The following is a 24,847-nucleotide window of genomic DNA, read 5'->3' as shown; positions in this document are numbered from 1 at the left end:
TTTCTTATAATAAATTACTTAATAAATATGTTATTATTGTTTTAAAATTTAACAATACCATGATCGAAATCAAAGATTTACACAAATCCTATAAAATGGGAAGTTCAGAGTTGCATGTGTTAAAGGGAATTAATTTTAATATCGAAGAAGGCGAGCTTGTTGCTATCATGGGATCTTCAGGATCAGGTAAATCTACGCTTCTTAATATTCTTGGAATTCTAGATGAGGCTGATTCTGGTAGTTATATTTTAGACAAAACTCCTATAAAAAAATTAAACGAAACGATAGCTTCCAAATATCGAAATAAATTTTTAGGTTTTGTTTTTCAATCTTTTAATTTGATCAATTATAAAACTGCTCTTGATAATGTAGCAATGCCTTTATATTATCAAGGTGTAAAAAGAAAAGAGCGTTACGAAATTGCAATGCGATATTTAGAGAAAGTGGGTTTAGGTACACATTCGCACCATTTGCCAAGTGAGCTTTCTGGAGGTCAAAAACAGCGTGTTGCTATTGCTAGAGCGTTAGCTTCAAACCCAAAGGTTTTATTGGCCGATGAGCCAACGGGAGCTTTAGATACCAAAACTTCTTACGAGGTGATGGAACTTATTCAAGGAATTAACGATGAAGGTAAAACTATTTTGATCGTTACACACGAACCTGATATTGCCGCAATGTGCAAGAGAAATGTAGTCCTGAAAGACGGATTAATTATCGATGATAAAATGGTAGAACAAGTTAGAGCTTCATCATATGTTTAATATTGAGCGTTGGCAAGAAATATTCGAAGCAATCTCTAAAAACAAGCTAAGAACATTTCTTACAGGAATATCTGTAGCTTCAGGTATTTTTATTTTAGTGATTTTGCTTGGTGCAGGAAAAGGGCTTCAGAACGGAATTGAAAAACAATTCGAAAATGATGCTCAAGGAATTATTGAAGTTTGGTCAAATGTAACTACTAAAGGCTATAAAGGATTAAACCCAGGAAGACAAATTCAATTAAGAAACAGTGATTATGATCTTCCGGTTACAAAGTTTAATGACCAAATAGATAAAAAATCTTCTGTCAGAAGTACTTGGGGAGGTATTGTAAGTTATGGAAAAGAATCGGGAAATTATCAGTTTCGAGGCATTACTCCAGATTATTTGTCTCTTGAAAATGCGACTATTATTAATGGACGTTTCATAAATAATACCGATATGGTAAATAATGAAAAAGTCGCTGCTATTGGTTTGAAGGTTAAACAAGATCTGTTTAAAGATCAAGATCCGATAGGAAAAGAGATTTTAGTTAATAATATAAATTTTAAAGTAATTGGGGTTTTTACAGATCCTTCGGGAGAAAGAGAAGAATCTAGAGTTTATATGCCTGTTACCACTAATCAGCGTGCATACGGAGCTGGTGATAAAATAAGCGGGATGCAATTTGTTTTGAATAAAAAAACCGATTATGATCAAGCTTTAGCACAGTCAAAACAATTTACTCAAGGGATAAAAGACCTGCTTAAAAGCAAAAATATTGTTGCTCCAGATGATGACAGTGCAATTGGTGTTTACAATTCGGTGGAAGAAGCAAAACAATTTTATGACTTAAATCTTTATATCAGATTGTTTTTTTGGTGGGTTGGAATTTGTACTATTATTGCCGGAGTAGTTGGTGTAAGTAATATTATGCTAATCATCGTAAAAGAGAGAACAAAAGAAATTGGAATCAGGAAAGCTTTAGGAGCGTCACCTTTTTCTATTATTTCGATGATATTGCATGAATCTATTTTTATTACGACAATTGCTGGTTTTACAGGATTATTAGCGAGTTTGCTCTTGCTTGAATTTGTAGGGCCAATGGTTCAAAGTGAATATTTCAGAAACCCAGAAGTCGATTTTAGTGTGGCTTTGACTACGCTAGTTTTGCTTGTATTTGCAGGTGCATTGGCTGGGTTTTTTCCAGCTTACAGAGCAGCCAAAATAAAACCTATTGTAGCACTTAGAGACGAATAATTATGTTTAAGAAAGATAATTGGGATGAGATTTTACAAGCTTTAACAGCTAATGTTTTCAGAACGGTTCTGACTGCATTTGGTGTGTTTTGGGGTATTTTTATTTTGGTAATATTACTTGCTGCGGGCAATGGATTAGAAAATGGCGTTAAAAAAGGTTTTGACGGAATTGCCACAAACACAATGTTTATGTGGAGCCAGACAACCACTAAAGCATATAAAGGTTTGCCAAAAGTACGCCGTTACGATTTTAGAAACAGTGATGTAGCAGCTCTAAAAGCGGCGATGCCAGATTTGTTATATGTTTCGCCAAGAAATCAATTGGGAGATTTTAACGGAACAAATAATGTGGTTCGTGGTACAAAAACTTCTGCTTTTACGATTTATGGAGATTATCCAGAATTGATTAAACAGCAGCCAATGGATATCATAAAAGGACGTTTTATCAATCAGCAGGATATTTTAGAAAGAAGAAAAATAGCTGTAATTGGAAAAGGAGTTATTAGTGAACTTTATGGAAAAGAAGAAGAAGCAATTGGAACTTACATAAAAGTAAACGGAATTAATTTTATGGTTGTTGGAGTTTATAATTCTAAACAGCAAGGCGGAAATGCAGAGCAGGAACAAAAAAATATATTCGTTCCGTTTACCACTTTTCAGCAGGCTTTTAATTATGGTGATAAAGTAGGGTGGATGGCACTTACCGCAAAAGATGAAACTTCGATAACTGACTTGAAACCAAAAATTTTAGAGTTAATCAGAGCGCTTCATTCTATAAATCCGGAGGATGAAAGAGCGGTTGGAAATTTCGATTTATACGAACAATTTAATAAAGTGCAGAGTTTGTTTAACATCTTAAAAGTCATTGCTTATTTTGTAGGAACGCTGGTTTTAATTTCAGGAGTCATTGGGATTTCAAATATTATGCTTATTGTAGTTAAAGAACGTACTAAAGAAATAGGAATTCGCAGAGCATTAGGCGCAACTCCAAGAGCCATTCGAAGTCAAATTTTATCAGAATCAATCTTTTTAACTATTATTTCAGGAATGTTGGGAATTGCGGTTGCAACGGGAATTATTGCCCTCTTAAATATGGCGCTGGATTCGATGCCCCCCGGAAGCAATACGATGTTTGCAAACCCAAGTGTTGATTTAGGAGTAGTATTTTTTGCGTTATTAATATTAGTAGGATCAGGTTTGCTTGCAGGATTTATTCCGGCGCAGATCGCAATTAATGTAAAGCCGGTAGATGCTTTGCGAACAGAATAAATTATCAATCAAAATATAATCGATTAAACCAAAAACAAAATGAAAAAAGGAGTAACCGTAACCATTTTAATCTTTATTGCTTTAGTTTTCTTTGGCGCACTTTACTATTTGTATGCGAAAAATCAAGAGTCGCCAATCGTCTTTAAAACAGAAAAAGCAGAGATTAAAACGATCGTAAAAAACACCATTGCAACTGGTAACATTCAGCCTGATGAAGAGGTCCTAATCAAACCGAATATTTCAGGTATTATTGAACAAGTGTATATCAAGGCAGGTGAAAAAATTAAAGCAGGCGACATGATTGCTAAAATTAGAGTTGTTGCCAACGTATCCAATGTAAGCAGTACTCAGAACCAAGTACAGACGGCTAAAATTGCATTAGACAATCAGGAAAAAATTTATAAAAGACAAAAAACTTTATTTGATAAAGATGTAATTTCTGCAAATGATTTTGATGCGGCGCAATTGGCTTATACACAAGCAAAACAAAACTATGCAGCAGCAAGACAGAGTTTAGATATCGTAAAAACAGGAACAACTTCGTCTTTAGGGAGTTATGCGAATACTTTGATTCGTTCTACTGTAAACGGAATGATTTTAGATGTTCCGGTTAAAGTGGGAAATCAAGTTATCGAAAGTAATAATTTTAATGAAGGAACTACAATTGCCAGCGTTGCCGATGTTGGAAGAATGATTTTTGTTGGAAAAATTGACGAATCTGAGGTGGGGAAAATTAAAGAAAAAATGCCTATCGAAATTACAGTTGGAGCAATTGAAAACAAAAAATTTGTGGCAGTTTTAACTTATATCGCTCCAAAAGGAGTGACAGAAAATGGTGCAATTCAGTTCGAAATAAAAGCTTCTTTAGAGAACAGAGATGCTACTTTTATTAGAGCCGGCTTAAGTGCAAACGCTTCTATTATTTTAGAAAAAGCAGATAAAGTTTTGGCAATTAAAGAATCTTTAGTTCAGTTTGACAAAAAAACTCAAAAACCTTATGTTGAAGTTGAAACAGCTCCTCAGAAATTTGAAAGAAGAGATGTAGTGCTTGGAGTAAGTGACGGAATCTACGTTCAAGTTAAAAGCGGGGTTAAAAACACAGATAAAATTAAAATCTGGAATCAAGGTTTGATCAGCGAAGGAGAGAAAAAATAATTTGAAACTATAAAGAGTTTTTGGGTTTAAAAAATGTTAAATTTGCGTAGTATCTTTGCTATGCTTTCATTCAAAATATATGAAAATAAATAAATATAATAGCCTTGTTTTTGCCATTCTTTTTGGGTTTGGATTATCGGCGCAAGCGCAAACAAAACAATGGACACTAGAAGAATCTGTGCGATATGCACTGGAAAACAATATTACAATTAAACTGTCAGAGCTTGATGTAAAAAATGCTGATATCGATAAGAAAGATGCATTTGGGAATTACCTGCCATCAGTAAACGGAAATGCTTCGCACTCATGGAATATAGGTCTTAATCAGGATGTTACTACAGGTCTTTTGCGTAATCAGACTACTCAATATTCATCTGTAGGATTAAGTGCGGGAGTTGATATTTACAAAGGATTGCAAATCCAAAATACGTATCGAAGAGCTAAACTTTCGATTATAGCTTCGCAATATCAACTGCTGAAAATGCAAGAAGATATTTCGCTTAATGTGGCAAACGCATTTCTTCAAATTTTATCTTATAAAGAAGAGCTAAAAGTTAAAAAAGAACAATTATCAATTGATGAAAAACGATTAAAGCGTTCTGAAGAAATGGTAAATGCAGGAACAATTCCAAGAGGAGATTTGTATGATCTAAAAGCTACTATTGCAACAGATCAGCAAGCAATTACTGTTTCGGAAAATAATTTGCTGATCTCAAAATTAAGTTTAGCACAGCTTTTACAATTAAAAGAATTTGCAGATTTTGATGTTGTAGATGATACAAATGCCAAGGATGAAAATAACATCATGGCTCAAACTCCAACTGAGATTTACAATAAAGCTAAAGAGACAAGAACAGAATTAAAGCTTGCTCAGACTAATCTTGAAATTGCAGAGAAAAATGTAGCTATTGCAAAAGGTGCTTATCAGCCTACACTTTCTGGTTTTTATGGGTTTAACACCAGAGCAAGTTATAGTGATAAAGTAATTGGAGTAGATGCTAATGGTGATCCAATTTTAGGAGGTCCAGATCCTGTTTTCCAACAGTTTAGTGATAATAAAGGACATAATTTTGGTTTTCAGTTAAATGTGCCTATTTTTAATGGATTTGCTGTGCGAAATAATGTAGAACGCAATAAAGTAAGTTTAGAAAAATCTAAAATAGATTTAGAGCAAAAAAGTTTAGATTTGCAACGTAACGTTTATACAGCTTTTACGAATGCAAAAGGAGCATTAAACACTTACGAATCATCGACTGTAACTTTAGAAGCGAGACAACAGGCATATAATTATGCTAAAGAAAAGTATGATGTTGGGTTAATGAATTCATTTGATTTTACTCAGGCTCAAACTTTACTGACTAATGCGCAGTCTGATGTTATCAGAACGAAATACGATTACATGTTTAAAATAAAAATACTTGAATTCTACTTTGGAATTCCAATAGTTCCAATTATTACAAAATAATTTATTATGTCAAAAAAAACAGTTTATTTCTTAATAGGTGGTGCATTAGTCATCATTGCAATTTTAGTAGGTCTTTCAAAATCGGGAGTAATAGGAAATAAGGATGAAGGAAAAGAAGTAGAAATATCAAAAGTTGTGGCCTCAACAATTGTCGAAACTGTTTCGGCAACTGGAAAAATTCAGCCAGAAATTGAGGTAAAACTTTCGTCAATGGTTTCAGGGGAAATTATTGCATTAAATGTCAAAGAAGGCCAAGTTGTAAAAAAAGGCGATTTATTAGTAAAGATAAATCCAGATTTATATACATCTGGCTTAGATCGATCTGTTGCAAATTTGTCTGGTACAAAAGCCAGTTTATCACAGTCAGAAGCAAATTTCAAAGAAGCAAAAGCAAGTTATGAGCGTAATAAAACCTTGTATGATAAAGGTGTTATTTCAAAATCAGACTGGGATAAATCGATTGCAACTTTTGAAGTTGCTAAAGCTACAAGACAAAGTTCTTATTATAATGTGCAAAGTGCCTCAGCATCTGTAACTGAAGCCAAAGACAATCTAGGTCGTACTTTAATTTATGCCCCTGCAGACGGAACTATTTCTTTATTAAATGTTGAATTAGGAGAGCGTGTTTTAGGTACACAGCAGATGGCTGGAACTGAACTTATGCGTGTAGCAAACCTTAATAACATGGAGGTTGAAGTTGACGTAAATGAAAATGACATCGTTAAAATTAAAATTGGAGACGAAGCAAATGTTGAAGTAGACGCGTACTTAAAAAAGAAATTTAAAGGTATTGTAACCAGTATTTCTAATTCGGCAAGTACTACTTTAACATCGGATCAGGTTACTAATTTTAAAGTTAAAGTGCGTATTTTAAAAGAGTCCTATCAGGATTTGCTGGAAGGTCAGTCAAGTGCTTATTCTCCTTTTAGACCAGGAATGACTGCTACAGTTGATATCATTACAAAAACAAAACCAAATGTTTTGGCAGTACCAATTAGTTCTGTTGTTGTAAAATCAGATACAGCTGCAGTAAAAGATTTTAAAGTAGAAGATCCTAACGAAGATAAAAAAGCCGCACCAAAAAGCGATAAAAAATTCGAATGTGTGTTTGTAAAAGTAGGAGATAAAGCTAAAATCAGAATCATTAAAACAGGTATTCAAGACGATACTAACATTGAAGTAATGGACGGCCTAAAACCTGGTGATGTTGTGATTACGGGACCTTACACTACAGTTTCTAAAGACTTAAATTCTGGGGATAAAGTAAAGCTTAAAAAAGCTGACGCTCCAAAAAAATAATAATCAATTTTAAAAATAAACATTTTGTCTTTTATTCTCAATATCGAAACGGCTACGAAAAACTGTTCAGTATCTATTGCTAAAAATGGAGAAACCATTATTTGCAAAGAAATCGCCGAAGAAGGGTATTCCCACGCCGAAAAACTGCATGTTTTTATTGAAGAAGTAATTGAAGAAGCTAAAATTTCAGTTCAGGATTTAGCTGCAATTGCAGTAAGTCAAGGCCCGGGTTCTTATACGGGTTTAAGAATTGGAGTTTCTGCAGCAAAAGGATTGTGTTTTGCCTTAAATATTCCGTTGATTGCTGTAGATACTTTACAGACTTTGGCTTCGCAGGCAAATGTTTCAGAAGGAAAAATTATTCCGATGCTTGATGCACGAAGAATGGAAGTTTACAGTGAAATTTTTAATGCTGATCTACAAGTTGAAAGAGAAATTCTGGCAGAAGTTATAGATGAAAATTCATTTAAGGACTTTACAGAAAAAATATATTTTGTAGGCGATTGTGCCGACAAGTGCAAGGCAGTTTTAACGAAAGATAATTTTGTTTTTTTAGAAGAAATAAAATATCCTTCGGCAAACGCAATGAGTAAAATCAGTTATAGTAAGTATCAAAAAAGCGACACTGTTGATGTCGCTTATTTTGAGCCTTATTATTTAAAAGATTTTATGATGACAACTTCAAAAAAGTAAACTTATTTATTTTTGAAGCGTAAAAGGCTGAACAGAGATTCCTGCTTCATCTAAGGCTGTTTTGCAATTCTCTAAAGTCTCAGAAAAAACAGCTCCATAATTCACATTTTTAGCCCAAGGACGCACTGCAAATTCTACTGAACTTGCGGTTAAATTCTTTACAAAAACTTCTGGCGCTGGCTTTTTAAGTACTTTCGGGTTTTTAGTTAAAACCTCTAAAAGTATGTCTTTTGCTTTTTTGATATCTGAATCATAAGAAACTGCAAAAGTCAAATCGGCTCTTCTTTCTCCCTGCATCGAATAATTAATTATTGTACCGTTTGACAATGCGCCATTGGGTACAAAAACAGTCTGATTATTTGCAGTAAGCATTTTAGTTACGAAAATCTGAATTTCTAATACTGTTGCAATAACACCTTGTGCCTCAATCGTATCACCTACCTTAAAAGGTTTGAAAACGATAATTAGCATTCCTCCGGCAAAATTAGAGAGTGAACCTTGCAATGACAAACCTACAGCAAGTCCCATGGCGCCTAAAATAGCAACAAATGACGAAGTTTCAATTCCTAGTTTAGAAATAAACGATACAAACAACAAAATTCGAAGTGCCCATAATAAAATATCTGCAAGAAATTTGGTTAATGTCGGATCTAAATTTCTCTTAACCATTATTTTTCTAATCAATCTGTTTATTAGTCTTATGGCATACAAACCAATAAAAAGAATAAGAAATGCAGAAATTAATTTTGGAGAATAATCAACTAATATGTCGATAAATTTTGTAACGTAACCGCTAACTTGATCTGGACTAAGGTTCATGATTTGATAATAAAAAAACCTTCTCAATTGAGAAGGCGTATTAGTTTTGCAAATATAAAAATATTTATTTTTATAAGAAAGAAAGTAGTTTTATTCCTTATCAGCTCCTTCTTCAATAATATCATCTGTTTCTTTGGTGCTCTCACTGACGTCTATTACATTTTCTACAATTGTGGGTTTGCCGTCGCTTACCGTTTCACTTGTTTTTTCTTTCACAGAATCAACTACATCGCTTATGGATTCAGATGCTTTTTCAACATATTCGCTTACAAGATCTTTTGCTTTATGAGCATATTCTACAGCGCTTTCAAATACAGGTTCTGATGCTTCTTTAGCTTTAGCGAATGTTTCTTCTGCAAAAGTTTCTGCCTTTTCAATATAAGGAGCAGCAGCTTCTTTAGCTTGATCAAAAGTCGTTTCAGCCTGAACAGCCAGATCTTGTGCTGAATCTTTGGCTGAACCAAATAAATTCTTAAAAAATGATGATAATCCCATAGTTTTACATTGATTAGTTTAGAAGACAATATAAAACTTTTTTAAAGAATTACCGGCTTATTGTTTAAATAATTTATTGAATATTAGGAAGATATGGATTTATAAAAAAAGCGCCTCATTTGAGACGCTTTTACTATTTTTAAGCTGATATTTTTATGCATTTAAAGCTTCTACCTTAATCGCTTCATCGTTCAGCATACTTTTCAGCATGTTCTCTATACCACTTTTTAAAGTAAATGTTGATGACGGACAACCGCTGCAGGCTCCTTGTAAAATTACTTTTACTGTTTTGTCATTTTCGTTATAAGAATCAAAAGCAATATTTCCTCCATCCGCTGCTACGGCTGGTTTTACATACTCTTCTAAGATATTTATAATTTGTTGCGAAGTCACATCTAATTTATCAAAAGCCTCATCTTTTGTTACATCATTTTTAGTAGCAACTTCAATTAAGCTTTCATCTAAAACAGTTCCTCCGTTTTCGATAAATTGTTTGATAAAAGTTCTCACTTCTAAAGTGATTTCCTGCCAGTCGTTAATATCGTATTTTGTTACAGAAATGTAATTTTCATCAATAAAAACTTCTTTTACATAAGGAAATTTAAACAATTCTTTTGCCAATGGCGAAGAAGCAGTCTGATCTATGTTTTTATATTCAACAGCATTTTTGGTTAACATTCTGCTGACAACAAATTTTAGGGCTGATGGGTTTGGAGTTGTTTCTCCATAAACGGTAATAGGCTGTTTTTTAGCTTTGCTTTCGTCAATATTTACAATAATACCACCTTTGTCTACAAATGCTTCAATTTGCTCTGCAACAGCATCTTTTACATCATCCCATTCGACGATGCTGTATCTTTCAATAGCGATAAAATTTCCCGAAATATATACTGTTTTTACAAACGGAAGATAAAATAATTGTTGTGCTAAAGGAGACGCTTGCGCTTCATCTATATTTTTGAATTCAAAATTTTGAATTTTTGTGATGAAATCCTCAAATTCAAATTTTAATATAGTAGGGTTTTGAGTCTCTTTTATAGTGATTTTTGTCATGGTTGTAGATTTTTTACAAATTTAGTAAAGTTATTTTCTACTAATACCTATATTTGATTTTTTAATAAAATAATTAAGACTCTTTTCAAATAATTCGTATTAAATTATGGAGAGTGTAAAATATCTATAAACTAATTTGCCATTATGAAATTAAGAATCAAGTTTTTAATTGTTTTTTTAATCACCACTTTTTTTTCTTACGCTCAAGAAGGAATTCCAGTTTATTCAGATTATTTGTCTGATAATTATTACTTGATTCATCCTTCAATGGCGGGAGCGGCAAATTGTGCAAAAATTAGATTGACAGCTAGAAAACAATGGTTCGGACAAGAAGATGCACCATCACTTCAAACTTTGAGTTTTAACGGAAGAATAGGAGAACGTTCTGGAGCAGGGATTATTGTTTTTAATGATAAAAACGGTTATCACTCTCAAAAAGGAGTAAAGCTTACTTATGCGCATCATATTATGTTTTCTAGAGATGAGGTTGATTTGAATCAGCTTTCCTTTGGTATTAGTGGCGGCATTATTCAAAGTCAATTAGACGAAACTACATTTGGAGGAAGTTTTGATCCGATCGTTTTCGGATCGATTCAAAAAGATTCTTATTTTAATGTAGATGTTGGAGCTTCATACAATTATTTAGATTTTTATGCTCATGCTACTGTTCAAGGCTTGCTTGAAACCAGAAGAGAATTATATACAGACTACGAAAGCGATAATTTAAGAAAGTATTTGCTGAGTGTTGGATATGTATTCGGAAAAAGAGAAAACATTACTTGGGAGCCATCTGTACTACTTCAAATATTTGATCAAACCAAAGAAAAGTCAATTGACTTAAACATGAAAGCGTATAAAAACATGGATTTTGGAAGCCTGTGGGCAGCATTTTCTTATAGAAGAAGTTTTGACGGAGCACAATATAATACTGGAAGTGGCATACAAGCTCAAAAACTGCAATATTTTACGCCAATAATTGGAATCAACTACAATAATTTTATGTTCGCTTATACGTATTCGCAAGTTGCGGGCAACGTAAAATTTGATACTGGAGCTTATCACCAAATTACTTTAGGAATCAACTTATTTTGTAAAAAGGAACGTTACGATTGTAACTGTCCTGCTATTAATTAATTTTTTATGTTAATCAAGTCTGTAAACGGAAAATCACCTCTAATTCCAGAGGATTGTTATGTTGCTGAAAATGCTACAATTATTGGCGATGTTAGTTTTGGAGCTTCGTGCAGTGTTTGGTTTAATGCTGTTATTCGAGGCGATGTTCACTTTATTAAAATAGGAAATAAAGTAAATATCCAAGATGGAGCTATTATTCACTGTACTTACCAAAAACACCCAACTATTATTGGGAATAATGTTTCAATAGGGCATAATGCGATTGTGCACGGCTGTACAATTCATGATAATGTTTTAATAGGAATGGGCGCTATTGTTATGGATAATTGCGTAATCGAAAGCAATTCAATTATTGCGGCTGGGGCGGTTGTAACACAAAATACTGTTGTGGCTTCTGGAACTATTTATGCAGGTGTTCCGGCTAAAAAAGTAAAAGATATAGACCAATCTAATTTTGCAGGCGAAATTGAGCGTATTTCAAATAATTACGTAATGTATTCCGGCTGGTTTAAAAACGACGAATAAAATACTAAATATTAAAATATTAAAAATTCCAGATTCCAAGAGTGATTGACTCTTTTGGAATCTGGAATTTTTTATTTTGGAATTTTTAAAAAATCTACAAATTAATTTTCTCAAAAAAAGCATTTTTGTAGCTTTCGCTGATCGGAATTCGTTTGTCGCTTATTAAAACTTTATTTTTTTGAATCGACTTAACATGTTTTATATTTATGATATAAGACCTGTGAATTCGTGAAAAACCCTTGCTGGAAAGCAAATTCTCTAATTTTATTAAACTGATCAGAGTCAATGTAAATTTATTATCCGTAGTATAAATTTTTACATAATCTTTAAGACCTTCTATAAATAAAATATCTGAAAAATTCATTTTTACATTTTCGTATTCTGCTCTCACAAACATAAAATCCTGTTCTAATTCTGGTGAAATTGTGTTTTCAGAAATGGTTTGAACAGCCGTCGCTGGATTCGATATTTGTTGTGCCCGAACAACAGATTTTAGAAAACGATGAAAGGGAATAGGCTTAACTAAATAGTCAACAGCTCCAAGATTAAAACCTTCAACAGCATAATCAGAATAGGCAGTTGTGAAAATTACTAAAGGTTTTTTTTCAATAGTATTTAAAAAATCAATTCCAGAAAAGTGTGGCATCTGAATGTCGAGAAAAATTAAATCTACATTTGTCTGATTGATAAATGATACAGCATCAATAGCGTTATTAAAAGTGCTGACCAATTCAAGAGAATCTACTTTTCGGACAAAATCTTCTAATAATTCAACCGCTAACGGCTCATCGTCTATAATTACACATTTCATCTGGTTAAGGATTAAATTTATTTAAATCGTTTTGGCATTCAAAAGTAGTTTGAAACCAGTGAATTAAGTTTTAAAATTTTCATAAATTCCTGATTTTATTTTACTACGTAATTGTTGTCTGTATTTCATCAAGATTTAAATTCAAATGAACACGGTAATATTGATTGTCTTGCGTAATGTCAAGCTTATGTGCATTTGGATAGAGCAAATCGAGTCGATTTTGAATATTCACTAACCCAATTCCAGAATTTTCAGGATCTTTCACATAGTTTTCTATAGTATTTTCAATCCAGAAATCAAGACTATTCTCTAGAATGAAAATCTTAATTTTTACATGTGCAGCACCTTTATAGTCTGTTCCGTACTTAAAGGCATTTTCAACAAATGAAATTAAAAGAAGAGGTTCTATAAATTTATTGCGGGTGTCGCCATGAACATTTATTACAATGTCTTCAATGTTATTGAGTCTGAGTTTTTGTAATTCGATGTAATTTTGAATGTAGTTGATTTCTTTTTCTAAAGCCACCGTTTTATTATCAGTTTCATACAGCATATACCGCATTAATTCGGATAATGTCACGATGGCATCAGGGACCAAATCAGATTTTTTGTGTGCTAACGAATAAATACTGTTTAGGGAATTGAATAAAAAATGCGGATTAGTTTGTTTGCGCAGATATATCAATTCAGTACTTGTTCTATGTGTTTCGGCAATTAATTTATTTTGCTGATTGTTGTAAAACTCAGTCAGTGTTCTAATAATTGCACTTATCGTTATAATTAAAATATAGAAAAAAGAAGGGCCAATTTTAAAAAAAAGAGGCTGTCTCATTTCTATTCTTCTGTGCGGACCTCTATCAAAAAATCTCACATCAGAAGGCATCATTCTTGGCGCTATGTTTTCAGGTCTTAAATGTCTGAATTCAGGAATAAAATAATTGATCCTGATGACCATAAAAAGAACAATAAGAGAAAATGCAAAAGCAAAATAAAGCCAATATTTTTTTTCTAAAAGCAACGCAGGAACCATGTAAAAGTAGTTCAGATAAAACAAAATAATTCCTGTACTCCACTGCGCATAAAAATCAGTATTGATTCGGAACGGACTTTCGTAAAATTGAATTAAAGAGGTCAATATAAAGAAAACCCATATTATGCAATGGAATAAAATTTTATTTGAACTTGTGCTTTTAATGGTATCGATCTTCATTTAGAATTTTATTTTCAATAAAATTAAATCATTTTTGGTTACCGTTGGAGATATATGCTGGTTCAGTTTCTCAACCACTAGATTACCTACTTTTAAAGCGTCGTTTTCAGAAGAAAAACTTTTGGTATCATTGATCACCGGAATCACAGATTGTTTTATTAAAACTTTGTTTTTGTGAGCAATTGTATATCCCCAGCCCGTTTGTGTTTTAAAGGATTCTATTGTAAGAGTTTCTTTTTTTGCACAAGCGGCAAATTGAAATACAAGCAGAATAAACAATAAATTCTTCTGGATTTTACTCCAGAAGAATTGTTTTGTAATATTAATTATCATCGTCGTTTTGTTCGTCTAAAGGTTTAAATTCCCAAGCATCATCAAAATAAGTCGATCCGACTCTTCCTAACATATAAAATCCACGATTATTGATTGCGAAACCAACAGCATCTGTTCTTGTTGCGCCTTCCATTGGAGTTCTCTCAACCCAAAGATCTGTGGTTGGATTGTATTCCCAAACTGTTTTTACACTTTCTCCACCAACAATATAGCCTAAATTGTTCATGCTGAAACTTGATGCGTTCGAGCGAACTATAGCATATTCGTCATTGTATGTGTAATCATCATCTGTATCTTTATCAATGTCGCGTTTTCTTGTCCATACGTCAGTCGAAGGATCAAATTCCCAGAAATCTTCTTGATAAACACCATTATTAATTCCGGTTCCTAAATAAGCTTTATCGCCAATTACAAATACGGTAGCATTACGTCTTTTGTTTCCGCTGAATCCGTTTACCAAAGTCCAAGTGTTTGCCTGGTCATTGTACTGATAGAAATCTTTCAGATAATTTCCGTCATAACCAGTTCCAAAATAAGCTTTTCCGCCCACTTGAAATCCTACTGCAGCGTAACGTGCAGTTCCTGCAAAATCTGTTTTTTGTGTCCAGGTATTACTTGTAGGATCGTATTGATAAAAATCTTTCAATTTATTAGTCCCGTCATAACCCAGGCCAATGTAGCCTTTTTCATTTAGTGTAAAACTCGAAGCAGAACTTCTTCCTACTCCAGTAAAATCAGCTTTTTGTTCCCAATAATCTCCATTAGAATTATAAGCCCATAAATCTTTTAAGTATTCATCGCCTGTATAGCCGGTTGCAATATAAGCATAATCACCAATAACAAAACTAGTTGCACTAGATCTTGCAGGTCCATCAAAAGCTGATTTTTTCACCCAGTTTCCAATTAAATCATCATCGTCATCATCATTGCTGCAACTTACAAGAAAGAGAGTCGAGAACAGTGTCGCGAATAATATTCCTTTTTTAAAATTATTCATAGTGTATTAAATTTATTTATTGTTTGTATTTGATGCCAATTCCTAGAATGTATCCGTTGCCTGTATTAAAGTCATATACTTTATGATTGTCGGAATCAATCAGATTGTATTTTTTATTAAAATCATAACCTGCCTTAAAATTCAAAAACCAGTTTTTATCTACATTTCTTTCGTATTCAAAAGCCGAAGTCATTTGAGATAAAGTCATTTTTTCAGCATTGTTTAGCGTATTCTTTTCATCTAAATTGTAAAAGTTTCCATTAAAGCTATTCGTTAAACTGAATTTGTTTCGGATATTATTTGAATATGAAAATCTAGAATCTGGAAATCCAATAGACAACGCACTCGCATTATTTAATTTATAATTTAAAGATAGAGTTGGCATCACTTTAGGATAACCAAAAACGGTTGTTCGAGCTGCACCAAGCATAATACTTGTATTTAAATTTAATTGCTGAACTATTTCAAAACTTCCTAAAATTGCAAAATCAGACATGTTTAAATTCTGTTGAAAATTTACCATTGGGGTTACAGAGAAAATCAGTTTTGTTGAATTTGAAACATAATGTGAAAATTCAATTTTATTTTGAAGCTGATTAAATCGATCCAGATTTTCTTGCGATAAAAAATTTCCTTCCTCATAATTCACATTCAATTTTGAATACTCAAATGTGTTTTTTATCTCGTTTTCAGTGTTTATCTTTTTATTATATGAAACGATTATATTGGTTTCATTAAAATCAATTTTATCAGTAGGTTCTGTCTTTAAATTCATTTCTGCTGAAAGGGTATTTTGAGCTTTCATACTAAAAAATGAAATTGTAAAAAACGAACATATTAAAAGCCTTATTTTCATTACCTATTTATTGGTTCAAAAGTAGTTGCCTAATGGTTTTAAAAAAAAGAATATATATGTATGGCACTTTTTGATAGACTAAACCGCTTTTTTTAAGGTTGAATCAAAGATTTGTTTCTATAACGCTATTATAGATGGTTTTTTGGTATTTGTAGTGCAAATATGCTAAGCTGTATATGTTATAGTGTGCTGCAGAAGAGTGCATTTTATATTTGTTGAAAAAATTTATTATGCACAAGTTTATATTGATGTTGTTTTTTGCCATCACCTTACTTTCATGCGGAACGGATACAGATGCTGGAGAATTTGTTGTTGGGTCAGATTATTTAGCTGTAAGCAATAAAGCGATTTTGATCGATACTGTTACAGTCGACATGTCTACAATAAATTTTGACTCATTGGTTACTTCGAGCCAAGCCCGAATTTTAATCGGAAATTATGATGATCCTATTTATGGAAAAGTAAAATCGAACAGTTATTTTCAATTGGCTACAGATTCGTACACGTTAAATAGTGGTGGATCAGATACGGAAGCAGTAAATTATGTATTCGATTCTATCTCGATGATTCTAAAGTATGACAATTATTATTATGGAGATACTACAAAAGTGCAGACCTTCGACATCCATAGATTAACACAAAAAGTAAAGCCTAATGCAGAGGATAAAAGTTTCTATAATAATTCTACATTAACTTACAGCGATGAAAGTCTCGGTACAATATCGTATAAGCCAAGGCCTACAGAAAAAGATTCTATCAATATAAAAATGAGCGATGCTTTTGGAGCAGCGCTTTTTCAAAAACTCAAAAAAAGAGAAATTACAGATTTTGATAGTTTTTCAGAATATCTAAAAGGGCTCGTTCTCGTGCCGTCAGATCCTAATTCCTCGAGTGTCATTGGTTTTCATGTGGCGACTAGCAAGGTTCGGCTTTACTATTCCAAATATCAGGCTGATACGGAAGAAACGCCATATATTGTAGATTTTACCATTTTAGATGCTACTAAACAGTTTAATTCTATTTCATTAGATAAAACCGGAACCATACTTCAGAATTTGCCCATTTCAACCAGTAAATTATCAAGTATTCTTACCAACCAGCAGGGTTATATACAATCAGGAACAGGAGTGGCCTGCCGAATTGATTTTCCTAATATTAAGCAGTTAAAATATATATCAGACAATGGCGCAATTGTTAGTGCTGAATTGATTTTAAAACCTGTTAATAATACGTATTCAGAGAAATATCCATTATCAGATTCCTTAAAAATTTATGTCGCTGATAACTTAAATCGTATTAGTGCATCATTAGTAAACTCTGCAGGAACAGCAGTGTACGGTATTTTGAATAAGAAGAGTGATGAATTCAATGAAAATATCGGATATACCATTCCAGTTGGTAATTTTTTACAGAAAGAAATGCTGAAAAAGACAGATTCTAAGTCATCTCTTATCTTGACATTGCCTGGAATTTCTAAATCAGTAAATAGAATTGTTCTAGGAGACCAGAAACACTTGAATAACAAAATTCAATTGAAAATTTATTACATCTCATATTAAATGAAAAATAAAATAATTTATTTAAGCTGCTTCATTTTATTGTCGCTTACTTCATTTTCTCAAAGTATCTCAAGTTCGCCATATTCATTGTATGGTGTTGGAAGTTTGTATGAATCTGATTTTGGTATTTTGCCTTCTATAGGATCATCAGGAATGGCTTTGCCATCGACAACTTTTATAAATAATTTAAATCCCGCATCATTAGCTTATCTGCCTTTAAATCACTTTATGTTTGATATTGGCGGAAAAGCAATTGCGACGACGTATCAAAGTGGTTCAAGAACAGAGAATCGTAATAACTTTCAGTTTTCCCACATGGCCTTTGCTTTTCCAGTTACTAAAAATTCAGGATTTAGTGTGGCTTTGCGTCCGTATTCCAGCGCAGCTTTTAAAATTTCTAATTTGAAATTGCCCATTACAAACAGTCAAGAATATTATTATTTAACTGCAGTTGGTTCCGGCGGATTAAACAACTTTGATTTTTCATACGGATACAGATTTGGCAAGAAGTTTTCAGCTGGGGTTTCTGGATCGGTATTATTTGGAAATACTGTCGATGAAAGGAATTTTTTGATTACAAATACCCTTACAACGATCAGCAAAAAAACAAATTATAATGGTTTGCGTGCCACTTTGGGAGCTCAATATAAAATAGATTCTACTTTTACAGTAGCTTCAACAGTTAAATTGCCAGCTCAAATTAAAGCTTCAAAAGTTCAATCGGTAGAAACAATTGCAGATGAAGTAACAACTACTGTAGAAACTGATGTGGCTTCAGATGTCGATGATTATTATATGCCTTTAGAAATAGGAGTGGGGATCAGCAAGAGGTTTAAAAACAATTTAAACATGACTTTTGATTATGAAAAAAGTTTGTGGAATAACACCAGTCAATCAGAATTGTATGGAGATTTTGTAAATCAAGACCGATTTGCTCTTGGATTTACATATAGTTCTAAAAAGAATGTTCGGAAATATTGGGACAGAATTCAATATGCAATGGGTGCAAATTTTGATAATGGTTATTTAGAAGTTGATGGAAAAAGAATCAGCAATGCAGCAATTTCTATCGGACTTTCTCTGCCTATCGAAAACACATTTTCTACTTTAAATATTTCCTATTCGTATGGACAAAAAGGAAGGATCTCAGATAATTTAATAAAAGAAAATTATCACAAAATATCTCTTAATTTATCCTTAGATGGAATTTGGTTCGTCAAGCGAAAATTTGAATAGTGTATTAGAAATCCTTCTGGATTACAGAATACTTATTTTCTAAAATTGATTTTAAAACAGCGGGATCTGAATTGATATAAAATTCAGGCTCGCTTTTTTTATGATCAGAAAAACCAACTCTTTCACGCAGTACATTTTGTGTCTGACGTGCCACAGCTTCACCAGAATCGATAATCTGAATATGTTCAGGAAGAATTTTTTTAATCTGCGGAATCAAATATGGATAATGACTGCAGCCTAAAACTAGATAATCAATATTAGCATCGATCATAGGTCTAAGATAAGATTCTAATAATTGAGTCATTTCCGGCGAATACAAATTTCCATCTTCAATAAGCTGTACCAGACCATGACCAACTTGCTCAATTATGGTTGTATTTTGAAACATTTCAGCAGTTTTGTTAAATAGCTCACTGTTCAAAGTTCCTTTAGTAGCTAATATTCCAATAACTTGTGTTTTAGAATTATTCGCAGCAGGTTTTATGGCAGGTTCAATACCTATAAACGGAATATCATAATCTGCACGAAGTTCTCGAATAGCATTTGTGGTTGCAGTATTACAGGCAACGACAATTAGCTTGCAATTCATATCAAGTAATAAATCAACATTCTTTTTGCTTAGTGCAACAATTTCTTCTTTGGTTTTTTGACCATAAGGAGCATTTTTGCTGTCGGCTAAATAAATAGTTTTTTCGTAAGGAAGAAGATCGTGGATGGCGCTCCAGATTGAAGTTCCTCCAATACCAGAATCAAAAACGCCTATAGGATTGTTGTTCGTCATAATACAAATTTAGTATTTTTTAGAATAAATTTATATTCTAATTTACTTCAAATCTGCAAATTCTTTTGCTTTTTAATTTTAATTTAATGTAAAAAAAAACTGCTCAAACTTTTTAAAGAATTGAGCAGTTTTTTTATAATAAAGAATTCGTTTCTTAGAATCCTAAATCTTTTTTTACATCAGCAGTAATGTTTGGACCATCAGCTAAGATAAGAGTAGAACCATCTAATACATATTGGAAACCTTTTGCTTTTCCAACTTTTTGGATAGAAGCTCTAACTTTTTCCATGATTGGTTTCATGATGTCAGAATCTTTTTGTTGCAATTCTTTTTGAGCGTTGTCTCTATAATCAGTAATTCTTTTTTGCATGTCTTGAACTTCTTTAGAACGTTCAGCATTTACATCTTCTTTTACTGTTGCAGCTTCAGCTTCGTACTTTTTGATTTTAGTTTGATATTCTTCAATCATTTTTTTGTATTCAGCATCGTATGTACCACTTAATTTTTGTAGTTGATTTTGAGCATCAAGCATAGCAGGCATTTTCGACATAATCTCGCTAACATCAACATGGGCAACCTTCGCCTGTGCGTTCATTGTGTTACTTGCTCCTAAAATTAGTATGGCAGCAATTAGTAAAGTTTTGATTTGTTTCATCATTTTTAAAAATATTAATTAATTATTGGTCGTATTTGATTTTTGTGCTTCGGCTTCTTTCGCTTTTTTAGCCGCTTCTCGTTCTTCGATTATTTTCTTTCTTCTTTCTTCTAACTCTTTTTTACGTTGTTCGTATAACTTTTGTCTTTCTTCAGCTTTGCTGGCAGCAGGATCTGTTGTTGCAGGTACCGTTTCTGTTGTTGCAGCTGGCTTGGCTGTTGCATCAGTTTTCGCTGTTTCTGTTGTTGTTTTAGCAGTTTCAGAAACCGTGCCATTTTTTTTAGCGTCTCTCTCGGCTTGTATTGCTTTCCTTCTGTCGTCGTATTCTTTTTTCTTCGCTTCTTGTTCTAATCTTCTATCTTCAATTAGTTTTTCTCTAGCTGCTTTCTTTTCGTCTAATGCTTTTTGTCGATCTGCCATTGCTGGGTTCTCATCTATGGCATTTTCAAGATTTTCTTTCGCTTCTTGGTCTTTCAATTGTTTTTTAGTCAATTGTTCGCGTTTGTCAGTTCTGTTTAAAACTCGTAAAACCTGATCGCTTATGTCAAATCTTTTGTTGCTGAAAAGCATTGTCAAATCTGATGATTTATCAAAAATAAAATCATAATTTTTAGCTTCAGCAATATCTTGAACGGCAGTAAAAACTTGGTCCTGAATTGGCTTTGCTAATGCTGCTTTCTGTCTAATCAAATTACCATCAGATCCAAATTGTTTTTGCTGATAGTCTAACATTTCTTGTTCGAGAAATTTAATTTCAGTTTCTCTCTCATCAATAAGTTCTTTAGTAAGCAAAGCTCTTTCGGCTTTTAGACTCTCTTTTCTCGTATTGATTTCTAATTTTTTGGTTTCAATTTCTTGTTTCCATTTTTGAGCTTTTAACTCTAATTGGGATTTTGCTTCTTTGTAATCAGAAACATTTTCCAGAATGTACTCCATGTCAATGTAGCCGATTCGAGTCGTTTTTCCTTGACCCTGAGTTGTATTGATTACAATCAAGGCTAAAAATATAAATAAAAATTGCTTTTTCATAAACATTACTTTATTTGATGATTTTTAACCAAACGGGAATTTTCTAGAATTGTTGTCCAATAATGAAATGAGTTTCCCAACCATTTGCCTTATTGGTAACAGAACCAGGAAGAGCATCAAATCCGTAACCCATATCGATACCCAATAATCCGAATGCCGGCATGAATACACGTAAACCAAAACCTGCAGAACGACTTAAGTCAAACGGGTTATAATCTTTAAAAGTTGGGTATGATGAACCTGCTTCCAAGAACGCTAATCCATAAATAGATGCTGATGCTTTTAATGTAATTGGATAACGCAGCTCCATAGAGAATTTGTTGTAAATAGTTGCTCCAATTTGCTCACCAGCCGCATTTACTGGAGTTAGTGAATTATTAGGATAACCTCTTAACTGAATCGTTTCTCTACCATCCATTGAGTAATTCGCCATTCCATCTCCTCCTAAATAAAAACGTTCAAATGGTACGACACCTCTAGATTGGTCATAAGCTCCTAAGAAACCAAACTCTGTTAATGTTCTTAATACTAATTTACCATAAACTTTAGTATACCAGTCTGCTTTAAACTTAATTTTGTAATATTCTAACCAATTGTATTTCTTCTGATCGACTTTTGCAATATCTGTATCAGCACTTGCAAAGTCAGAACCAACACTATTATAAGGAGGAGAACCATTAACACTAGCAGCGGCAACTACATAATCACCAGTGTTAAGAGGCTGTCCGTTTGCGCCTGATGTTGGCGTTCCTGTATATTGTGTTTTGTATTCTTTTTGATTTTTCAAATCGCCATAATCAATTCCATTAAATAATGAATATGGAGGTGTTACTTTTGCCGAAATACTAAATTCTGAACCATATGTTGGGAAGATAGGATTCACTCCTTTATTACTTCTTGAAAGTCCAATTGTATACGCTAAGTTTCTTGAAGCTCCGTTACCAAAAGTAAATAACCCTGTGTTATAATTGTTCAAATCATAATGTTGGTAACTTACTGATTGTGATAAAACGAAATAATCATCTGGCACTGTCAGCCTTTTAGCCAATCCGACTTGTATTGTAAAAATATTAAAACTTTTGCTTTTGTCTACACTTCTTGTAATATAATTGTTCAAGAATTGTTTACTATACGAAATAGAAGAGCTGAACTGTACTGGTTTTTTACCTCCAAACCATGGTTCAGAGAACGATAAACTATACGTCTGAAAGTATGTACTTCCTTGTAAACGAAGCGCTACTTTTTGACCGTCTCCCATTGGCAATGGCTTGTACGATTCTTTGTTAAAAATGTTTCTCGCTGAGAAGTTGTTAAATGAAAGCCCTAAGGTTCCGATGAAACCTCCACCACCATAACCTCCTTGAAGCTCAACCTGGCTAGATCCTTTTTCTACAAGTTGGTATTCGATATCAACTGTTCCTGCCGCAGCATCAACATTTCTAAATTCAGGCTTGATAGATTCAGGGTCAAAGAAACCTAATTGACCAATCTCACGAATTGTTCTAACTAATTCTTCTTTACTGTATTTATTTCCTGGTTTAGTTCTTAATTCACGATAAATAACGTGATCGTTTGTTTTGTCGTTACCTGTAACGTATATTTTGTTGAAATAAGCGATAGGACCTTCTGTAACTCGAATTTCAAAATCGATTGTATCATTTGCGGTTCTTACCTCTACAGCATTAATATTAGAGAACAGGTAACCGTTGTTCTGGTACAAGTTTGTAATATCTTCAGCGTCTGGTTTAGTTTTGTCTGCAATTCGTTTTTCAAGTAAAACTCCGTTATAAGTTTCTCCTTTTTTGATTCCTAAATAACGGTTTAATTGTTGATCAGAGTATACTGTATTTCCTAAGAATTTAATGTTTCCGAAGTAGTATTTGTTTCCTTCTTCTACATTAATTTTAATAGCAAGCATATTTTTTTCTTTGTTGTAAGCAACAGAGTCATATATAATACGAGCATCGCGATATCCTTTTTCTTTATATGCAGCTACTACTTTTTCTAAGTCACTTTTGTATTTTTCAGGAATAAATTTTGAGGCTTTTAAAACACGGAAAAAGTTTTTTTCTTTCGTGTCTTTCATTGCTCTTTTTAATTGAGCGTCAGTAAGTTGTTTGTTTCCTATGAAATCAATACTGCTTATTTTTACCTTATCGCCTTTGTCAACCCGAACAAGCATATTTACTTGATTTCCGGCAATAGTGTCAGGTGTATTTGTGATAGTAACTTTTGTGTTATAAAAACCTTCTTTTTTATATTTATTTTCGATATAATTTTTGGTAGTTGTGATTAAGTTTTCGTTGACAATTTTATTTTTTGTCAAGTTGTTATCCTTAATTAATCCTTCTACCTTACTTTTCTTGATACCAACAAATTTAACTTCGTTTAACTTAGGAAGTTCAACAATATTTAAGTCCAGGTAAATGCTGTCATTTTCTACCTTATTAATGTAAAAAGATATCTCATCGAACAGGCCAAGTTTGCCTAATTTTTTGATTGCGCCACTGATTTCTTCACCAGGAACGGTTATTTCCTGACCTTTTTGAAGACCAGTAAAAGTAACCACGGTTTGTTCATTGAAGCTTATTTTACCAACAACAGAAACTTTAGCAAGAATATATTTTTTTCCTTGATCAAAAGGAACTCTATCTTGTGCTTTTATTTGTGAAAAACTACCCAAAAGAAGTAGGGTAAGGACTATTTGTACTCTTTTTTGTAACACTAAAAAATTATTTAATTTGTTCACTGGTTTTTCCAAATCTACGTTCTCTTTTTTGATAACTAATAATAGCCTCATATAAATCTTGATCTTTAAAGTCTGGCCACAAGACATTAGTAAAATATAATTCTGCATAGGCTATCTGCCACAGCAAAAAATTACTTATTCTATGTTCTCCACTTGTTCGTATTAATAAATCTACGTCAGGTAAATTTTGCGTGTAAAGATGCTCATTTATAATTGAATCGTCAATAGTGTCTATTGAAATTATATTATTTTTAACTTTATCGCTGATGATTCTAACGGCATTTACTAATTCTTCTCGTGATCCGTAACTTAAAGCCAGTGTTAGCGTGAGGCGTGTATTGTTTTTAGTTTTATCAATAACGTCTAAAAGTTCTTTTTGGGCTGATTTTGGTAATTTCTCAAGATTTCCAATTGCATTAAGACGGATATTGTTTTCTTGTAAAGTAACAAGCTCCTTTTTTAAAGAATTGATCAATATTTTCATCAATGCATCGACTTCTAATTTTGGCCGATTCCAGTTTTCTGTCGAAAAAGCGTATAATGTTAAGTACTCAATACCAATTTTGGCACAAGTTGTAATTGTTTTTTTTACTGATTTTGTTCCATTTTCATGTCCAAATGCACGTAAAAAACCTTGTTGTTTGGCCCAACGACCATTTCCGTCCATAATAATGGCCAGATGTTTGGGTAAATTTGTGTGGTCTATAGAGTCTAGTAAATTCATTTT

At 32.8% G+C, this 24,847-nt stretch carries 24 protein-coding genes; 11 read left to right on the top strand and 13 right to left on the bottom strand.

Translation table 11 applies throughout. From position 1 onward, the window contains the following. The first annotated feature begins 59 nt into the window (after positions 1–59). The 7 genes from IRZ83_RS17945 to tsaB all read left to right on the top strand — a co-directional run bounded on the left by IRZ83_RS17945 (position 60) and on the right by tsaB (position 7,878). Positions 60–761 carry an ABC transporter ATP-binding protein gene (locus IRZ83_RS17945; RefSeq protein WP_029273163.1) on the top strand — a complete coding sequence of 234 codons (702 nt, stop codon included), beginning with the start codon at positions 60–62 and terminating at the stop codon, positions 759–761. Continuing rightward, entirely contained in the window at positions 754–1,998 is a 1,245-nt protein-coding gene (locus IRZ83_RS17940) for an ABC transporter permease (protein ID WP_029273164.1), read from the top strand. Before IRZ83_RS17945 ends, IRZ83_RS17940 begins: the two co-directional genes overlap by 8 nt. 2 nt (positions 1,999–2,000) lie before the next feature. After that, complete coding sequence (locus tag IRZ83_RS17935) at positions 2,001–3,266, top strand: ABC transporter permease (protein WP_194570562.1); 1,266 nt, start codon at positions 2,001–2,003, stop codon at positions 3,264–3,266. A 39-nt stretch (positions 3,267–3,305) separates the two neighbouring features. Further along, positions 3,306–4,421 (top strand): efflux RND transporter periplasmic adaptor subunit, encoded by a 1,116-nt coding sequence (locus IRZ83_RS17930; RefSeq protein ID WP_029273166.1) that lies wholly within the window; start codon positions 3,306–3,308, stop codon positions 4,419–4,421. 79 nt (positions 4,422–4,500) lie between these two features. Next, positions 4,501–5,886 (top strand): TolC family protein, encoded by a 1,386-nt coding sequence (locus IRZ83_RS17925; RefSeq protein ID WP_029273167.1) that lies wholly within the window; start codon positions 4,501–4,503, stop codon positions 5,884–5,886. Between the two features lie 6 nt (positions 5,887–5,892). Next, positions 5,893–7,185, top strand: a complete 1,293-nt coding sequence (locus tag IRZ83_RS17920) for an efflux RND transporter periplasmic adaptor subunit (RefSeq protein ID WP_029273169.1) — start codon at positions 5,893–5,895, stop codon at positions 7,183–7,185. 24 nt (positions 7,186–7,209) lie between these two features. Then, positions 7,210–7,878 carry a tRNA (adenosine(37)-N6)-threonylcarbamoyltransferase complex dimerization subunit type 1 TsaB gene (tsaB, locus tag IRZ83_RS17915; RefSeq protein ID WP_029273170.1) on the top strand — a complete coding sequence of 223 codons (669 nt, stop codon included), beginning with the start codon at positions 7,210–7,212 and terminating at the stop codon, positions 7,876–7,878. A 6-nt stretch (positions 7,879–7,884) separates the two neighbouring features. Here the strand turns inward: tsaB and IRZ83_RS17910 are convergent, their stop codons facing one another. The 3 genes from IRZ83_RS17910 to IRZ83_RS17900 form a co-directional block, all read right to left on the bottom strand. Continuing rightward, the gene (locus tag IRZ83_RS17910) at positions 7,885–8,697 is read right to left on the bottom strand and encodes a mechanosensitive ion channel family protein (RefSeq protein ID WP_029273171.1); all 813 of its coding nucleotides are present in this window, start codon (positions 8,695–8,697) and stop codon (positions 7,885–7,887) included. 90 nt (positions 8,698–8,787) lie between these two features. Beyond that, positions 8,788–9,192 carry a YtxH domain-containing protein gene (locus IRZ83_RS17905; protein ID WP_029273172.1) on the bottom strand — a complete coding sequence of 135 codons (405 nt, stop codon included), beginning with the start codon at positions 9,190–9,192 and terminating at the stop codon, positions 8,788–8,790. Positions 9,193–9,345: 153 nt separating this feature from the next. Continuing rightward, positions 9,346–10,245: a NifU family protein gene (locus tag IRZ83_RS17900; protein WP_194570561.1), complete on the bottom strand. Its 900-nt coding sequence runs from the start codon at positions 10,243–10,245 to the stop codon at positions 9,346–9,348. A 144-nt stretch (positions 10,246–10,389) separates the two neighbouring features. On the opposite strand from IRZ83_RS17900, the gene IRZ83_RS17895 reads away from it, so the two are divergent. Both IRZ83_RS17895 and IRZ83_RS17890 read left to right on the top strand, forming a co-directional pair. After that, on the top strand, positions 10,390–11,379 hold the full coding sequence (locus IRZ83_RS17895) for a type IX secretion system membrane protein PorP/SprF (protein WP_029273174.1): 990 nt from the start codon (positions 10,390–10,392) through the stop codon (positions 11,377–11,379). A gap of 6 nt (positions 11,380–11,385) precedes the next feature. Next, a complete protein-coding gene (locus IRZ83_RS17890; RefSeq protein WP_194570560.1) occupies positions 11,386–11,904 on the top strand; it encodes a gamma carbonic anhydrase family protein in 519 nt (172 codons plus the stop codon). Between the two features lie 94 nt (positions 11,905–11,998). On the opposite strand, the gene IRZ83_RS17885 is transcribed toward IRZ83_RS17890, so the two are convergent. From IRZ83_RS17885 to IRZ83_RS17865, 5 genes are all read right to left on the bottom strand, one after another. Next, the gene (locus tag IRZ83_RS17885; RefSeq protein ID WP_029273176.1) at positions 11,999–12,715 is read right to left on the bottom strand and encodes a LytR/AlgR family response regulator transcription factor; all 717 of its coding nucleotides are present in this window, start codon (positions 12,713–12,715) and stop codon (positions 11,999–12,001) included. A 103-nt stretch (positions 12,716–12,818) separates the two neighbouring features. Continuing rightward, a complete protein-coding gene (locus tag IRZ83_RS17880; protein WP_194570559.1) occupies positions 12,819–13,925 on the bottom strand; it encodes a sensor histidine kinase in 1,107 nt (368 codons plus the stop codon). Further along, positions 13,926–14,258, bottom strand: coding sequence for a DUF4907 domain-containing protein (locus IRZ83_RS17875; RefSeq protein WP_194570558.1), 333 nt, complete (start codon positions 14,256–14,258; stop codon positions 13,926–13,928). Next, positions 14,248–15,255, bottom strand: a complete 1,008-nt coding sequence (locus IRZ83_RS17870; RefSeq protein ID WP_029273179.1) for a Kelch repeat-containing protein — start codon at positions 15,253–15,255, stop codon at positions 14,248–14,250. Before IRZ83_RS17870 ends, IRZ83_RS17875 begins: the two co-directional genes overlap by 11 nt. 16 nt (positions 15,256–15,271) lie before the next feature. Next, positions 15,272–16,060, bottom strand: coding sequence for a DUF6268 family outer membrane beta-barrel protein (locus tag IRZ83_RS17865; protein WP_228520721.1), 789 nt, complete (start codon positions 16,058–16,060; stop codon positions 15,272–15,274). 281 nt (positions 16,061–16,341) lie between these two features. On the opposite strand from IRZ83_RS17865, the gene IRZ83_RS17860 reads away from it, so the two are divergent. Both IRZ83_RS17860 and IRZ83_RS17855 read left to right on the top strand, forming a co-directional pair. After that, positions 16,342–17,670 carry a DUF4270 family protein gene (locus IRZ83_RS17860; RefSeq protein ID WP_228520720.1) on the top strand — a complete coding sequence of 443 codons (1,329 nt, stop codon included), beginning with the start codon at positions 16,342–16,344 and terminating at the stop codon, positions 17,668–17,670. Further along, positions 17,671–18,906: an aromatic hydrocarbon degradation protein gene (locus tag IRZ83_RS17855; protein ID WP_194570556.1), complete on the top strand. Its 1,236-nt coding sequence runs from the start codon at positions 17,671–17,673 to the stop codon at positions 18,904–18,906. A gap of 4 nt (positions 18,907–18,910) precedes the next feature. Here IRZ83_RS17855 and murI read toward each other — a convergent pair whose 3' ends face one another. The 5 genes from murI to IRZ83_RS17830 form a co-directional block, all read right to left on the bottom strand. Then, a complete protein-coding gene (murI, locus tag IRZ83_RS17850; protein ID WP_194570555.1) occupies positions 18,911–19,687 on the bottom strand; it encodes a glutamate racemase in 777 nt (258 codons plus the stop codon). Positions 19,688–19,841: 154 nt separating this feature from the next. Continuing rightward, complete coding sequence (locus tag IRZ83_RS17845; RefSeq protein WP_228515207.1) at positions 19,842–20,345, bottom strand: OmpH family outer membrane protein; 504 nt, start codon at positions 20,343–20,345, stop codon at positions 19,842–19,844. Positions 20,346–20,360: 15 nt separating this feature from the next. After that, positions 20,361–21,371 carry an OmpH family outer membrane protein gene (locus IRZ83_RS17840; RefSeq protein ID WP_194570554.1) on the bottom strand — a complete coding sequence of 337 codons (1,011 nt, stop codon included), beginning with the start codon at positions 21,369–21,371 and terminating at the stop codon, positions 20,361–20,363. Positions 21,372–21,414: 43 nt separating this feature from the next. Beyond that, positions 21,415–24,171 (bottom strand): outer membrane protein assembly factor, encoded by a 2,757-nt coding sequence (locus tag IRZ83_RS17835; RefSeq protein ID WP_194570553.1) that lies wholly within the window; start codon positions 24,169–24,171, stop codon positions 21,415–21,417. Continuing rightward, a complete protein-coding gene (locus tag IRZ83_RS17830) occupies positions 24,104–24,844 on the bottom strand; it encodes an isoprenyl transferase (protein WP_029273187.1) in 741 nt (246 codons plus the stop codon). Before IRZ83_RS17830 ends, IRZ83_RS17835 begins: the two co-directional genes overlap by 68 nt. Positions 24,845–24,847: the final 3 nt, after the last annotated feature.

The sequence above is a fragment of the Flavobacterium sp. JLP genome, from assembly GCF_015350755.1.
Classification (GTDB): Bacteria; Bacteroidota; Bacteroidia; order Flavobacteriales; family Flavobacteriaceae; genus Flavobacterium.
The sequence above is the reverse complement of the archived record's forward strand: the minus strand, read 5'-3'. Positions and strand labels throughout refer to the sequence as shown.

Excerpts from the sequence above, each read along its gene's own strand:
- IRZ83_RS17870 (WP_029273179.1), bottom strand. The coding sequence starts at position 15,255 with ATGAATAATTTTAAAAAAGGAATATTATTCGCGACACTGTTCTCGACT.
- IRZ83_RS17835 (WP_194570553.1), bottom strand. The coding sequence starts at position 24,171 with ATGAGGCTATTATTAGTTATCAAAAAAGAGAACGTAGATTTGGAAAAA.
- IRZ83_RS17925 (WP_029273167.1), top strand. The coding sequence starts at position 4,501 with ATGAAAATAAATAAATATAATAGCCTTGTTTTTGCCATTCTTTTTGGG.
- IRZ83_RS17885 (WP_029273176.1), bottom strand. The coding sequence starts at position 12,715 with ATGAAATGTGTAATTATAGACGATGAGCCGTTAGCGGTTGAATTATTA.
- IRZ83_RS17875 (WP_194570558.1), bottom strand. The coding sequence starts at position 14,258 with ATGATAATTAATATTACAAAACAATTCTTCTGGAGTAAAATCCAGAAG.
- IRZ83_RS17860 (WP_228520720.1), top strand. The coding sequence starts at position 16,342 with ATGCACAAGTTTATATTGATGTTGTTTTTTGCCATCACCTTACTTTCA.
- IRZ83_RS17865 (WP_228520721.1), bottom strand. The coding sequence starts at position 16,060 with ATGAAAGCTCAAAATACCCTTTCAGCAGAAATGAATTTAAAGACAGAA.
- IRZ83_RS17895 (WP_029273174.1), top strand. The coding sequence starts at position 10,390 with ATGAAATTAAGAATCAAGTTTTTAATTGTTTTTTTAATCACCACTTTT.
- IRZ83_RS17935 (WP_194570562.1), top strand. The coding sequence starts at position 2,001 with ATGTTTAAGAAAGATAATTGGGATGAGATTTTACAAGCTTTAACAGCT.
- IRZ83_RS17855 (WP_194570556.1), top strand. The coding sequence starts at position 17,671 with ATGAAAAATAAAATAATTTATTTAAGCTGCTTCATTTTATTGTCGCTT.
- IRZ83_RS17930 (WP_029273166.1), top strand. The coding sequence starts at position 3,306 with ATGAAAAAAGGAGTAACCGTAACCATTTTAATCTTTATTGCTTTAGTT.
- murI (WP_194570555.1), bottom strand. The coding sequence starts at position 19,687 with ATGACGAACAACAATCCTATAGGCGTTTTTGATTCTGGTATTGGAGGA.
- IRZ83_RS17940 (WP_029273164.1), top strand. The coding sequence starts at position 754 with ATGTTTAATATTGAGCGTTGGCAAGAAATATTCGAAGCAATCTCTAAA.
- IRZ83_RS17840 (WP_194570554.1), bottom strand. The coding sequence starts at position 21,371 with ATGAAAAAGCAATTTTTATTTATATTTTTAGCCTTGATTGTAATCAAT.
- IRZ83_RS17910 (WP_029273171.1), bottom strand. The coding sequence starts at position 8,697 with ATGAACCTTAGTCCAGATCAAGTTAGCGGTTACGTTACAAAATTTATC.
- IRZ83_RS17880 (WP_194570559.1), bottom strand. The coding sequence starts at position 13,925 with ATGAAGATCGATACCATTAAAAGCACAAGTTCAAATAAAATTTTATTC.
- IRZ83_RS17830 (WP_029273187.1), bottom strand. The coding sequence starts at position 24,844 with ATGAATTTACTAGACTCTATAGACCACACAAATTTACCCAAACATCTG.
- IRZ83_RS17905 (WP_029273172.1), bottom strand. The coding sequence starts at position 9,192 with ATGGGATTATCATCATTTTTTAAGAATTTATTTGGTTCAGCCAAAGAT.
- IRZ83_RS17920 (WP_029273169.1), top strand. The coding sequence starts at position 5,893 with ATGTCAAAAAAAACAGTTTATTTCTTAATAGGTGGTGCATTAGTCATC.
- IRZ83_RS17845 (WP_228515207.1), bottom strand. The coding sequence starts at position 20,345 with ATGATGAAACAAATCAAAACTTTACTAATTGCTGCCATACTAATTTTA.
- IRZ83_RS17945 (WP_029273163.1), top strand. The coding sequence starts at position 60 with ATGATCGAAATCAAAGATTTACACAAATCCTATAAAATGGGAAGTTCA.
- IRZ83_RS17890 (WP_194570560.1), top strand. The coding sequence starts at position 11,386 with ATGTTAATCAAGTCTGTAAACGGAAAATCACCTCTAATTCCAGAGGAT.
- IRZ83_RS17900 (WP_194570561.1), bottom strand. The coding sequence starts at position 10,245 with ATGACAAAAATCACTATAAAAGAGACTCAAAACCCTACTATATTAAAA.